Here is a 12,625-nt window from a genome sequence, read left to right on the forward strand (position 1 = left end):
CCGCCGCCGGCACTCCGCCTGCGGCTACCGCAGCCCGATCACCTACGAGAACACCACCACCGCGGCTACGCTACGACCGGCCGCATAACAATCAAATCGCGTGTCCACTTTTCGGGGCGAAGGCCCATGCTCAGCCGCGAGGAAATACTCCGCAGACCGGCCACCGACACTCACAGACGTACGTCGCGCGGCGCGGCCGTACGCTCGCGGATGTGACTGGACGGGACCTGCCAGGCTATGCGGTCGACGACGACACGGTGATCTGGCGGTACATGTCGCGAGACCGCATCCGTGGCCTGCTCGGCGGCCACCTGTACTTCGCAGCCGCGCACCAATTCGACGACGCCTTCGAAGGCGCTATCACGGACGGCGCCCAGCGTAGGCGCGTAGCGGAGGCAGCGAGGCTGTTCCCGAATGATCTCGATGACCAGAGTCACTGGCTGCGCCAACTCTCGACCGCGTTTGAGCAATTGCGGCACCTAACCAAGATCAACTGCTGGCATATGTCCCGCTACGAGAACGTCGCGATGTGGGAGCGGTATACCCGGTCATCGCCAGCCGCAGTGGCTGTGGTGTCGACAGTCGGTGCATTGAAGCGATCGCTCGGCGAGTTCCGCCTGCAGCCGACGTTCGGCACAGAAACGATCTACGTCGGCGAGGTCAAGTACGTCGATTACCTGGTTGAGGTGGGCGAGGGCTTTATGCTTGAGGCCTTCTTCCGCAAGCGGGTCGAGTACCGTGACGAGGCCGAGGTTCGTGTCGCGTTGTCCCTCCGCATGGCTGAGGAGTTCGGTGTCGCTGTCCCCGCGGATGGCGTTTTCGTTGACGTCGACGTGGCGAGCTTGTTTAGCAGGGTGATCGCCTCACCCTGGGCGACAGCCACCGACGTTGGCATCCTGCGTGACATCGTCGGCGCGGCGGGCGTGCCGGGAGCGGTGGGCGAATCGGCGCTGGTTCGTCGGCCGACTTACTGACTGTGCCGATCGGCGTGATCTGGCGGTCTGACGAGATCTTGGCGGGACCCCAGGAATTGATCCAGGGTTTGTGAGAGTCGCCTGGTTTCATTGGTGGGTGCAGGTGGCAGCGTATCGAGCGGGGGCTTGGTAGCCCAGGGCTGAGTGCCTGCGGTGATTGTTGTATTCGGTCTTCCAGTCGGTGATGACGATCTTGGCGTGGGTCAGGGACCAGAACAGGTTGATGTTCAAGCACTCGTCGCGGACTCGGGAGTTGAACGACTCCACGTAGCCGTTGCGCCACGGCTCACCGGGCGGGATGAACGACAGCCCGGTGCGTTCGCCGGCCCACTCAGCCATCGCCCAGCACGCCAATTCTGGGCCGTTGTCACACCGCAGCACAGCCGGGTAGCCACGGTCGCCGGCGAGACGGTCCAGCTCGTCGATGAGCTGGTCACCGGTGATCGAGCGGGCCACCAGGCCGCCGAGGCATTCGCGGGTGTGCTCATCGATGATCGAGGCGATCTTGACCGGTCGGCCATCGGTGGTGGAATCGAATTGGAAATCCACCGCCCAGACCCGGTTCGGGGCATCGGCTTTCGGCGCGTCGGGTGCGGTGGAGGAGCCGACGCGCTTGCGCCGCGCCCGGACAGGAACGCGAAGCCCTTCTTCGCGCCAGATCCGTTGCAGCTTCTTGTGATTCACGATCCACCCCTCGCCGCGGGCGTCGTGATACGCCCGCCGGAATCCCCACCGCGGATGGTCTTTGGCGTATTGCCGCAGCCAGGTCCGCAGCCCGGCATCGGGATCAGCCACGGTCGCTCCGGCCGGCTCTCGTCGCTGCGTTGTCCGGTTCTGCCCGACCACGACGCAGGCGAACCGCTCCGACACACCCATCACCGTGATGAGCTGCCTGACGGCCGCCCGGCGTCGCGCCGGGCTCAGAATTCCCCCTTGGCGTTCTCCCTCAGCGCTGCCTTCTGCAGTTCGGCGTCTGCCAGAAGCCTCTTGAGGGTCGCGTTTTCGCGCTCGAGTTCCTTGAGCCGTTTCGCGTCGTCAGCTTTCAAGCCGCCGAACTGGTTTCGCCACCGGTAGTAGGTCTGCTCGGCGACGCAGAGCTCCCGGCAGACGTCGGCGACGTCTCTGCCTTCACCCAGCATCCGGTCAGCCTGCGCCAGCTTCCGTACGACCTGCTCCGGGGTGTGCCGCTTCCTCGTCGTCATGATCATCGAGGCCTTCAGTCCACCTCCGTGGACATCAAGACTCCCACTCAAGCTGGATCAATCAGCGGGGGTCATGCCAATCTGGCTTCGTCGACGACGCGATGGCCGGCGCTGCGCGATTCGCGCCGCGAATGAGCGTTGCGGGGTTGATGCGCTGCGTTGCGGTCGGCACTCGCCGGTCGCCGCTCACCGACGCCGCTCAGCGGCTCCTGGCTTCGTCTGATTCGGGCAGGCGTCCCGGCAACTCCGCGATCCAGAGACAGCCGTCAGCGGTAATCGCGGCAGCGAAGGTCTCGTCGCCAGCCACGGGCGGTCTAGCCCACTCGGTGACGTGCGGGTGACGCCATAGCGGGCCGTACAGCCGGTAAACTCCTGCGGCGGCAGCCGCCTGAGCCAAAGCCGTGAACGCCTCTGCGGCCGGCGTGGTCCAACGGCGGTCTCGCGGTAGTCCGAACTCAGCCTCGAGGCGAAGGGCGAGTGACTGCCACGTCGGTGGCGTTGCGCCTCCCGAGGAGTCGACCGTGGCCATCGCTGCTGCGGTGCGGGCTGAGACCCATTGGTCGGCTCGGTGTAGCCCCGGGAGCAGCCCGTCGGCGTGCGCGTGCTGGGATCGGGCCAGCAGCCGAATGAGTTCTCGATAGTCGCCGACGAATGACGCCGACTTGTAGATCTGGCTGGATTCACGGCGGTACTGCTCGGTCAGGGTCGCGTACGCGGGCGGATCCCACTCCCAAAGCCCAAAAGTGGCGGCGTCGGCGGCAATCTGGTCGATCGCCAGCATGTCGATCTGTACCGTGTCCATCTCGCGGTTGTAGAAGCGCGGGACCGTCGCGTTCGAGGGGAATATGTGCAGCTCGCTCTCACCGTGAGTCTCGTAGTCGTAGATCGCGATGAACACGCGCCGACGCGGCGCTGAGCCTGTGTCCACGGCGAGGTCTGGAACGACCCCGGCGACGTCCGAGATACCTCGGACCAACGTCTCAATGTCTGCCATGAGCTGCTCTGAATCATGCCTCGGAGTGGAGTCGTGCTTGTCAGCGTTCGCAGCGAGACGCATGCGGTCGAGAGCGTCGGTGACCGTCGGCGGTACCTGCAGGCCGACCAGCTCAGCAATCAGGGGGGCGAGGTGCTTGTTGCTCCACATCGGTTCGGCTGCCTTTAGAGTCCGTTCCCAGGCAGCGGCGACGTCGCGGGCGATCGCGCCAAGTTGGACATCTGTGTACTCGGCGACGAGGAGGGACTCGAGCTCCGCGCGAGCGGTGCGGAGCTGCTGGCCAAGATCATCGACACGGCGCACGCCCCAGTATGCGCTACGTGGCCCGCAAGCACCTGCGCGAGTTCGTGAAGCGCAACGTGCACAATGGGCACCGTTTCTGTAGCGGCCTGCAGCGAGGGGCGAGGGGTTGCTTGGCTAGCGGCCGTCAGTCCACACACCGTTTCAGGTGGAGGATTTCTGGAGGATCGATCCGCAGTCAACGGCTCCGAACAGCTTTGAACGGCCGTCAACTGCACCGGGTATGTCCCGGTAGATGCGTATACCCCAGCAAATCCGGGGCCTGTAGAGGGGCGGGCGTTCGGCCTGGCAGATGGAGGCTCCATCTGGCGTCGAGAGGCGTGTCTAGGCCCGTATTTCCGGGCCTTTCACGTTGACCCGATGGCTGGACCCCCACACCGGAACCTGACCCTATTTCGATACAGGGTCAGCCTCGGACGGAGGGGTTCGCGTCTAATCGGGTCGCGGCTGTGCAGCACACTTGGACGCTGTGATCAACGATTCGGTCCCGTGGCGCGAGCAGCTATGGCGCTCGGCCGACGAGCTGGAGCGTCGGAGGGCGCAGCGCCGCTGGACGGAACGCACGAGTTTCCTCGTTGAGCGCGAGATCATGGTCGGCTGCTACGCCATCCGCAAGCTGCACGAGGCGCGCAAGGTGTCCGACGCCCTCGCGGCCCGCGAGTGGGAGGTCACCCGCCACGCGCTCACCTCGGCACGTCGGCCCGACATCTGGGCCCGGGCGACACCTTGGGAGTACTCCGACTTCCCGCACGGTACTTCGGCGATGCTCTCCATCACCGACCTCTGCAACCAGGTCGTCCATAGCTACATCTGGCTGCTCTCCGCGACTGAAGCCGGGGACTTCGACGGCATCTACGTGGCCTCGGATCGTCAGCGGCTCAGCGGGCTGTTCTTCATCTCGGTCGACCGCTTCGTAGAGCTGTTCCGCGCCGTCGGCTCCGAGGACATTACCTACGTCCGCATGCAGCGGGACACGAACGGGGATCTCCAATACGTCGGCATCCTGGCCCGCGAGCCGGAGTCCGACCCCGAGGACGAGGGATCGCAACGATGAGCGGGACGCTGGACCCGCTCGCCGAGGTGCGCCGGTCCTTGATCGTCGAGTTCGCTGCCTTGCCCGGTGAGGGCGACGTCGTGGCGTGGCAGCGACGGCTCGCCGACGCGATCATCGACGCTGAGGCCGGTTCGCCTCAGCACGATTCGGCTGAGCTGAAGTGGCACCGTCACCTGTTGCGGGTGATCGGGGACGCCCTTGTCCATGCGTTGCTGCCCGCTCACACGATCCGCGCGCTGTCGCGTCACCCCGGCAGACCGCCGTCGCTGTCCGCCCAGGGCGAGGACTTCGACTTCGTCTTCGAGTGCGCGCGGACGCTGCGGAGGAGCGGCGCCGTCCCCATCGTTGCCGACCTCACTACCCTCGTCGGCATCGGTGACTTGGTAGGGTGGGGCGGCGGCGGGGTCGGCGTCTATGAGTGCAAGAACCGGACCCCTCCGATGAGGATGAGCACCTCCGGCCGGGTCGCGCGCCAGCGGCTGCGGGGCGAGCGCACGGAGGAGTACCTCACCGGAAGCCGTATCGAGGAGGAGGGGGGCCCGGTGCGCGAGGCGTACGACTTCCCCTTGCCGGAACCCGAATGGGAGGCGGTCCGGGACCTCCTGGAGCGGTGTCTGGCCGCACCGACGAAGCTCGCCACGCACTCCTTCGGAACCGACGACACGCTGATCGCCTGTAGCCGCGACACCGTGTTGGACGACGTGGCGGACCAGTTGCCCACCGGAGAGCACCTCGCCATGCCCGCGATGGCGGTGTATTCCGAGCTCATCGAATCGGCCGATCACCGGCTTTGGGCTCCTTCCAGCTACCCGTTGTCCGGCGACCTGCGCTGGCGGCTGCTGGAGAACGAGCTCAGTGTCATCCGCTTCGTGGACATGGGCGCGTTGGAGGCCGAGTTCACGGAAGGCGCTGTCCGGGGGTGGCTCACGCCCCGACGCGGCGAGCACGGGTTCGAGGTCGGTCTCGACGTCGCCGGCTTTGAACCCATCACCTTCACCCACCAGCTGGTCGGGTTCTGCCTCTGGATGCCGGTGCCGGTCTCGGCTATGCGCGCCACGCTCATCGACCATGCCCGCGTCCTCGTCGCACAGGTGGAGCCTGGCCAAGGACTTGGGTCCGCGATGAACCTCGCCGAGGGCGACACCTTCGTCTACTCGACGGCATACCGGGCCGGGGAGGCTGGACTCGTCCCTGGCCCGAGACCGCTTACGGGGCCGGCCGTTCCCGATCCCTAGGCCACTCACGGATGCTGCCATCAGGCAGGTGCACAGCGATCGTCCGCCGCTCACCGCACCATTCCGCGGCTAGACCCTCGACCCGCAATAATCAAGCACCATCAGGAGGCTGATCCCACTTCACTTCTCGGAGTCCCCTTCTGAGGCGATGATCAGCTGAAGAGAGGAGTCCTGACGGCGTGTATCCGCCGGAACTTCTGTCAGCGCGTCGTTGAGTTGGCGCAGCGTCGGAACAAGCCGATTAGAGTCGCGCACCGTTTCGGGTGGAGGATTTTTGGAGGATCGATCTGCGGGCAACGGATTTGAACGGCTCTGAACTGCAGTCAACTGCACCAGGTTCGTCCCGGTAGATGCGTATACCTCAGCAAACATGGCGCCTGTAGAGGGGCGGACGTTCGGCCTGGCAGTGTGGGGGTCAGGGGTTCGAATCCCCTCAGCTCCACCACCCCGAATTAGACCAGTTTGCGGTACTATCGCCGCCCGAAATTGTTCTTATGTCCGATTGTGCGGGCACCCAATTCGTCCGGGTTACTCGCCGGTACTGGAGCGAAACTGGAGCCTGGGTTTCTGCCACCTTTCAAACAGGGTCAGGAAGTCGGCGAAACAGGGTCAGAATCGAGAGCTGTCGCCATCATCGTCGGCTCGTATCCTCCGGGCCGGCAGGGTGCCCGTGGCTCGTCCAGATCGGCAAGATCCAGTCCACTTCGGACCCCTCGCCCTTAGCCAGAAGTTCAATCTTGGCCGGCATTGCTGGCGTCGAGGTGGAGCTACGGGGGCCTCGGCACCTCGCCGATCGCGCCTTCGAACCATGGCGCTCAAGAACGCCTAATACACGGGTGATGTTCGTGTCATTCCGGGCTGGCGGGCGGGCCGCTGTCAGCGTGCGGTTATGACTACTTTCCCTTGCTTGGTGCGCTCGGTGTCGACGTCGGGTGCGGTGCGGTATCGACTTGGCGATCCGCTAGTGGATCGGTATCTGGAGTTCGTGGCGGGGCGTGCTCGACCGAACACGCTGCGGGCGGTGGCCTTCGATCTGAAGACCTTCTTCACGGTTGTAGCGAAGGACCCGGTCGAGGTGCGGCCGGCCGACGTGTTCGAGTTCTTGGCCGATCAGCGTGGTGACCGGTCGGTGGTGCGGATGATTGATCGGGAGTCGGGTCTGTCGGCACGCACGATCGCCCGCCGGTTGTCGTCGGTGTCGGGGTTCTATGCGTATCTGATCGCGCGCGGCGACACGGTCGTTGCGACGAATCCGGTGCCGCGTGGCTTGTCGACCCGACGCGCGGGCGGGACCCGCGCGTCGCGCACCGCGCCGCTGGTGCGGGTGCCGCGCACGTTGCCGACGATCCTCTCGCCAGCCGAGGCCGACCGGCTGGTGGCGGCGCTGCGCACGGAACGGGATCGGGCGATGGTGCTGGCGATGCTGTTGGGCGGACTACGCCGCTGCGAGGTCCTCGGTCTGCGACTGGGCGACGTGCAGGTCGCCGATCGTCGGGTGTTCATCGTCGAGGGCAAGGGCGGGCATCACCGGGTGGTGCCGGTGGCGAACAGGTTCTTCGACGCTCTCGGTGACTACCTGCACGACGAACGACCCGACGCCCTTGCCACCGACCGGGTGTTCGTGGCGTTGAAGGGCCCGCGGCGTGGGCAGCCGCTGTCGGCAGAGGGTGTGGACGAGATCATGGCCGGCGCCCGCCGGCGGGCCGGTCTGGACAGGGCGACGTGTCACCAGTTGCGACACACCTGTCTGACGCGGCTGCGGGAAGCCGGGATGGCGTTGGAGGCGGTGCAGGCTCAGGCCGGGCATCTCTCGATCGAGTTCACGCGGGTCTATCTGCATCTGACTAACGACTGGCTCGCCGCCGAATACCGCCGAGCGGCGGCGTTGATTGACGCCGACGTCGCTGCGGTCGCGGACATGCTCGCCCTCCAAGACCTGGCCGCCCGATGAGCGCGCCACGGGAACGAGAGCACGCCGAAGCGCCGGTTGCCGACCGGACCGTCGCCGGCACCACCGCCGCAGCGCAATGGGGGCAGATCCACGCCGCGGCACCGCAGATCGCGGGCACGATGCAGCGTTACCTGCAGCGCCTGGCGGCGTTCCAGGCGCCGAGGAGCGTGGACGTCGCGGAGAACTCGGTGCGCCAGTTCGCCCGGTGGATGATCACCGACGCCGGGCTGGACTCGGTCGCGGCGGTGCGCCGCGATGACATCGAGGACTTCAAGGTCTGGTTGGCGAACAAGCCGCACCCGCGCGGCGGCACCATCTCACCCGAGACCCACCGCCAACGGCTGCGGATGGTGCGGGCGTTCTTCGAGCGGATCATCGAGTGGGACTGGCCCGACGCCCCGGCCCGCAACCCGGTCATCAGCGGCGACATCCCCAAGAAGCCCGAACCGCTGCCCCGCTTCCTCGACGACCAGGACGCGGCGAAGTTCATGACTGCGGCCCGTGCAGCCACCGACCCACGGGTTCGGCTAGTGGTCGAGCTGTTGGCTCGCACCGGGATGCGCGTCGGAGAGCTGGTCGCTCTCGAGGCCGACTCGGTCGTGCAGATCGGCGGCAATCACTGGCTACGCATCCCGCTGGGCAAGCTGCGCAACGACCGCTACGTTCCGCTGCATCCGCAGCTGGTCACCCTGTTGGGCGAGTGGACCGCAGTGAACCTCGAGCACATCCGCGCACACCAGCGCCTGGTCGCTGATCACCGCGGGCCGATGAACCGGCACTCGATCAGCCGCATCGTGCACCGTGTCGGCGATGCCGCCGGAGTCCCTGGCGTCCACCCGCACCGGCTGCGACACACCCTGGCCACCCAGGCGATCAACCGCGGGATGCGCCTGGAAGCGATCGCCGCGCTGCTCGGCCACAAGAAGATGGAGATGACCCTGATCTATGCCCGCATCGCCAACCGGGTCGTCGCTGACGAATATGCCGCCGTCAGCGCCAAGATCGACGCCCTCTACGGCCAACAACCACCGCCGGCGCTGCCAGCGGACTACGAGACCACCGGCATGGCCCGACTGCGGCGCGAAGCCCACGCACGGATGCTCGGCAACGGCCTCTGCACCCGACGCGTCGAACTCGACTGCCGCATGGAATCAGCATGCGAAACCTGCGCCTACTTCCGCACCAGCACCCAGTTCCTGCCCATCCTCACCCGGCAACGCGACCACGCCGCCGACCACGGCCAGACCGAACGAGCCGAACTCTTCACCAAGATCATCGGACAGGTCGATGACTCTGCAACTTGACACGATCACCCGTATAACGACTATGCGCTCTCGGGAGGGCGGCTCCACCTGCTGATGCGGCGACGATATGTTCGCCGGTGTTCCCCACAACTCGGTGAGCAGCCCATGCGCCGATCGCCGATCCGACGGGACTGTCGCCGAGTCGGTCGGCGACCTTGTCACGACTCGAGGTCGCTGGGCGTCAGGCCCGCTTGACGCCCATAGGGGGCCGAATCACGAGCGTCGATTTTGATGTGGTGACGACCGTTCTGGAGCCCAAGGGGATTTACGTCCGCGGTAGTGGCAGCGGTTGCAGATCGCCCAATCCAACGACTCCGTTGACTCCGCAGACTGGGCAAGCAGAGTCTCGTCTGGGCTCACCGAGGATCCGGTTGCCGCGCCGTGCGTGGTGTCGTACGTGCAGGATCTCGGGCGTCTGGTTGAGGCCGGTGAGGGCGAACATGAGGCGAGTGATGGCCTCGCTGACCGCTGTGGCATTGAGCGCGATGACGCTGGGGGCTGGCTGGCCGGTTCCGTAGTCGGCTTGCCGCCGCTGTGGGTCCGGCAGTGATTCGACGGCCAGCTGGTTGGCGTCGATGAGGCCGGCGCATCGTAGGCAGCCGGCTTCGGGTGTCACGGGCCGGATTGCAGCGAACAGGTCGCCGACGCCGCCGTCCTTATCGACGGGAATTTTGACGCCGACCTGAATCATCGGGATGAGGTACTGGTGGCTGATGATGTTGACGAGGTGTCGCGCGGTCGCGGTGTCTGCCGCGAGAACGAGATAGTCGCAGTCGGTCAGTGCGTGGGCGGCGTCGTGATCGGTGACGTTGCAGACGAAGCCGGAGATCATCGTTCCTTGACCGGCAGTCTTGGCCAGGCGCTGCGCCACCCGAATCTTTGGCGCCGCTCGGCGCCTCCCCAGGGCGCGCAGCCAGTTCGGGCGGCCGGGGCTCGTCAGGAGCGACAATGCATCGCGTCGAGTGGCACCGGGAAGGCGTGTCAGGTTGGTCAGGTCCACCCGGTCGGGGTCGATGGCCACGACCTCGCCGACTCCGAGTCGAGATAGCCACTCGATCGCGAGCATGCCGGCTCCGCCGGTCCCGATCACGCCGATCTTTGCGCCGCGGAGGATGTGTTGCCCGAGGTCACCGAACAGGCGGGTCTGACGGTCGTCCTCAAAGCGATGCCCGTGAACGCCGACGGGCTGGGGCGCGAGTCGGGTGAGGTTCGCGCCCACGACGATGGTGGTGTGGACCTCCGCCCGGCCTTGGCCGGGGATCCAGATGTCGCCCGCGATGGCCTTGCTGGCCAGAACCAAGGCACCCACGATCTGCTGCGAGATGTCAAGCAATGCCTGGTAACCGCGCTCGTGGGAGGCGAGGTCGCTGCCGGAAAAGTCGACTGAGTCTCCGGAGCCGTGGCCGTGGACGAACAGGCATACCAGCCGCTGTTCGGCCGCCAAACGAACAACGCGGCGGATGAACTGGGGCGTGAGGGCGCGATAGCCTCGGCTGCCCGGGACGTAGTCCGTCCCGTCGATCGCGGGCACGAAGCGCCGGGCCAACAGCCGTGTCTCGCCCTTGGCGTTCCTTGCCAGCCCGCACAACAGCGCACCACCGTGCTCGTCACCATCCGGGGCAAGGACATGCGCGGTGACCTCAGCCCACAGTCCCTCGCCTGCCTTGAGCGCTATGGCTGGGGCCGAGCCGAGGATAGGCGTGCCAGTCATGACTGGCTCCGGATGAACTGCAGGACCGACTGCGTCTTGCGAGCCGGGGTATCCAGTAGCGGGTCGCGACCCGGGCTACGCCGGCTGACCATGATCGCCGGCGCACCGTCGAATGTCTGCCCGCTGTGGAACGGAGCCTGCATCGCCTGTCTGTCGATGCGGTGCACCTCTGCGCCGACGTAGTGCGGGTAGCAGTCGGTTTCGGGGTGCAGGTAGCTGACCATGAAACCGAGCCAGCTGCTTGACGGCGCCCAAGCCGGGCCGAGCTCGACGTCGTCGATCACCACGAACGCGCCACCTTGGCCGTCGGGCCACGCGCGGACGGACGCGTCAGGGAAGGCGCGTCGGATCTCGTCGACCGCGGTCGCGACGGCCGGCGTGACGGCAGCGACGAGCGTGGTCTGGTCGACGCCGCGCGTCGACCAGACCACTACCGCTGTGGTCACGAGTTGTCGTCCGGGGCGATGGCGGTGAACCGGGCTCCCTCGTGAACGGTGATCTCGTCGGTATCCCCGACCTGGCGCTCGCGGCCTTCGCCGAGCTCCTCCCAAAGCTGGAATCCACGATCGATCTGGACGCCCTGCTCGATCGCGGCGTCCTTGATCTGCAGTCCCGTCTCGCGGCGGGCGTTAAGGCGTACCGGGTTGTTGTTGACCTGCACGTCGACGTGCCGGTGCTGTTCTTCCAGATCGCGTTCGAGCCGTTCGGTGTCGCGAGCGAGTCGCTCTTCGTCGCCTTCGATCGCGGCGATGTCGGCCGTGATGCGACCGGGGTCTCCCGGGCCGGTGTTGTGTTCTGTGGTCATGACTGGGAACCTCTCTGTGCTGGTTACTGCCGGCGTTGACGGCCTCCGCCCCGGGCAAGGGAAGCGGGGGCCGTCGTCTGTTGGGTGGATCGCTGCTCGACGGTTAGGCGAAGGGCCGACATTGGTCGGCGCGTCGACCGATGCGAGGCGCACCTCCCCTCTCGTCGAGCAGTAGCATGTACCTATGAGGTGTATTACTCGCTCACTGTACCTCAGAGGTATAGAACTTCGCACGGATACGGTTGGTGATGGACGTCGGCTTCCGCAACGCTCAGCTCCGCAAGCTGTGCTCCGACCCATCGCTGATGCGCCGACGCTTCGGCGCCAACGGCTCCGCGAAGCTGCAGCGGCGCTTGGCTGAGCTAGCAGCGGCGACCTGCATCGCGGACCTGTTCCTCCTGCGCCAGGCACGCTGCCACCAGCTGAAGGCAGGACGTGACGAGATGTTCTCCGTCGACATCGATGGAGGACTGCGCATGATCTTCGAAGTCGCCGACGAGCCAACGCCGCGTACGAAGGATGGCGGCGTTGACGTTGACCAAGTCAAGCGCGTCGCCGTGGTCGAGATCACCGACCCTCATCGATGAGCGCCAACAAGGGGAGAGCGCTATGACTGCACGGACCAGCTCTAGGACAACAACGAGAAGGAGGTGAAGCGATGAACCAAACCGCACCCACCAAGGCCGATGAGTGGTATCCGTGGCAGCCGGCCGAGATACCACTGCCTGGCGACACTCTGCGCGACACCCTCGACGCACTCGACATGACTCAGGCAGAACTCGCCCAACGCACAGGACTGTCGGGCAAACATGTCAACCAGATCATCAAGGGTCAGTCCGCACTGACCCACGAAACCGCCATCGCACTCGAGCGAGCGACCGGCGTCCCAGCCAGGTTCTGGAACGCGCTAGAAGCCCAATACCGAGACCATCGCGCTCGGTCCGATGAGAAGGTCGGGCTAACCGCGCGTACGGACTGGTTAGACGCCATCCCGGCGCCAGCAATCAAGACCCTTCGCAAGCTCGGCCATGTCACCGCGACCGCCAGAGACCCAGGCGCACTACTACAACAACTGCTGGCCTTCTTTGGAGTTAG

12 protein-coding genes are annotated in these 12,625 nt (G+C 66.0%); 7 read left to right on the plus strand and 5 right to left on the minus strand.

The features are described from left to right. Positions 1 to 212 precede the first annotated feature (212 nt). Positions 213 to 974 carry a hypothetical protein gene (locus tag RM423_RS22700; RefSeq protein WP_311425326.1) on the plus strand — a complete coding sequence of 254 codons (762 nt, stop codon included), beginning with the start codon at positions 213 to 215 and terminating at the stop codon, positions 972 to 974. 87 nt (positions 975 to 1,061) lie between these two features. On the opposite strand, the gene RM423_RS22705 is transcribed toward RM423_RS22700, so the two are convergent. Beyond that, positions 1,062 to 2,176, minus strand: a protein-coding gene (locus tag RM423_RS22705) for an IS3 family transposase (RefSeq protein ID WP_311425327.1) whose coding sequence is annotated in 2 segments (ribosomal slippage) — positions 1,062 to 1,903 and positions 1,903 to 2,176 — 1,116 coding nt in all. Because the reading frame shifts where the segments join, the coding sequence is not laid out codon by codon here. Positions 2,177 to 2,375: 199 nt separating this feature from the next. Continuing rightward, on the minus strand, positions 2,376 to 3,473 hold the full coding sequence (locus RM423_RS22710; protein ID WP_311425328.1) for a hypothetical protein: 1,098 nt from the start codon (positions 3,471 to 3,473) through the stop codon (positions 2,376 to 2,378). A gap of 466 nt (positions 3,474 to 3,939) precedes the next feature. On the opposite strand from RM423_RS22710, the gene RM423_RS22715 reads away from it, so the two are divergent. The 4 genes from RM423_RS22715 to RM423_RS22730 all read left to right on the plus strand — a co-directional run bounded on the left by RM423_RS22715 (position 3,940) and on the right by RM423_RS22730 (position 9,014). Then, positions 3,940 to 4,524, plus strand: a complete 585-nt coding sequence (locus RM423_RS22715; RefSeq protein ID WP_311425329.1) for a hypothetical protein — start codon at positions 3,940 to 3,942, stop codon at positions 4,522 to 4,524. Beyond that, the gene (locus RM423_RS22720; protein ID WP_311425330.1) at positions 4,521 to 5,759 is read left to right on the plus strand and encodes a hypothetical protein; all 1,239 of its coding nucleotides are present in this window, start codon (positions 4,521 to 4,523) and stop codon (positions 5,757 to 5,759) included. The genes RM423_RS22715 and RM423_RS22720 overlap by 4 nt, the downstream gene beginning before the upstream one ends. Before the next feature lie 889 nt (positions 5,760 to 6,648). After that, positions 6,649 to 7,710 (plus strand): tyrosine-type recombinase/integrase, encoded by a 1,062-nt coding sequence (locus RM423_RS22725; protein WP_311425331.1) that lies wholly within the window; start codon positions 6,649 to 6,651, stop codon positions 7,708 to 7,710. Continuing rightward, positions 7,707 to 9,014: a tyrosine-type recombinase/integrase gene (locus RM423_RS22730; protein WP_311425332.1), complete on the plus strand. Its 1,308-nt coding sequence runs from the start codon at positions 7,707 to 7,709 to the stop codon at positions 9,012 to 9,014. The genes RM423_RS22725 and RM423_RS22730 overlap by 4 nt, the downstream gene beginning before the upstream one ends. 265 nt (positions 9,015 to 9,279) lie before the next feature. Here the strand turns inward: RM423_RS22730 and RM423_RS22735 are convergent, their stop codons facing one another. Genes RM423_RS22735 through RM423_RS22745 form a run of 3 tightly spaced genes read right to left on the minus strand, consistent with a single transcriptional unit; the run spans position 9,280 to position 11,530 of the window. After that, the gene (locus RM423_RS22735; RefSeq protein WP_311425333.1) at positions 9,280 to 10,725 is read right to left on the minus strand and encodes a HesA/MoeB/ThiF family protein; all 1,446 of its coding nucleotides are present in this window, start codon (positions 10,723 to 10,725) and stop codon (positions 9,280 to 9,282) included. Continuing rightward, positions 10,722 to 11,171 (minus strand): hypothetical protein, encoded by a 450-nt coding sequence (locus tag RM423_RS22740; RefSeq protein ID WP_311425334.1) that lies wholly within the window; start codon positions 11,169 to 11,171, stop codon positions 10,722 to 10,724. The genes RM423_RS22735 and RM423_RS22740 overlap by 4 nt, the downstream gene beginning before the upstream one ends. Further along, positions 11,168 to 11,530, minus strand: coding sequence for a multiubiquitin domain-containing protein (locus tag RM423_RS22745; RefSeq protein ID WP_311425335.1), 363 nt, complete (start codon positions 11,528 to 11,530; stop codon positions 11,168 to 11,170). The genes RM423_RS22740 and RM423_RS22745 overlap by 4 nt, the downstream gene beginning before the upstream one ends. A 245-nt stretch (positions 11,531 to 11,775) precedes the next feature. Here RM423_RS22745 and RM423_RS22750 point away from each other — a divergent pair, with 245 nt between their 5' ends. Continuing rightward, entirely contained in the window at positions 11,776 to 12,117 is a 342-nt protein-coding gene (locus tag RM423_RS22750; protein ID WP_396327831.1) for a type II toxin-antitoxin system RelE/ParE family toxin, read from the plus strand. 71 nt (positions 12,118 to 12,188) lie between these two features. Beyond that, a partial coding sequence (locus tag RM423_RS22755) for a HigA family addiction module antitoxin (protein ID WP_311425336.1) occupies positions 12,189 to 12,625 on the plus strand: 437 nt, incomplete at its 3' end.

Origin of the sequence: Jatrophihabitans lederbergiae (assembly GCF_031845305.1) — a bacterium.
GTDB classification, from domain to species: domain Bacteria; phylum Actinomycetota; class Actinomycetes; order Mycobacteriales; family Jatrophihabitantaceae; genus Jatrophihabitans_A; species Jatrophihabitans_A lederbergiae.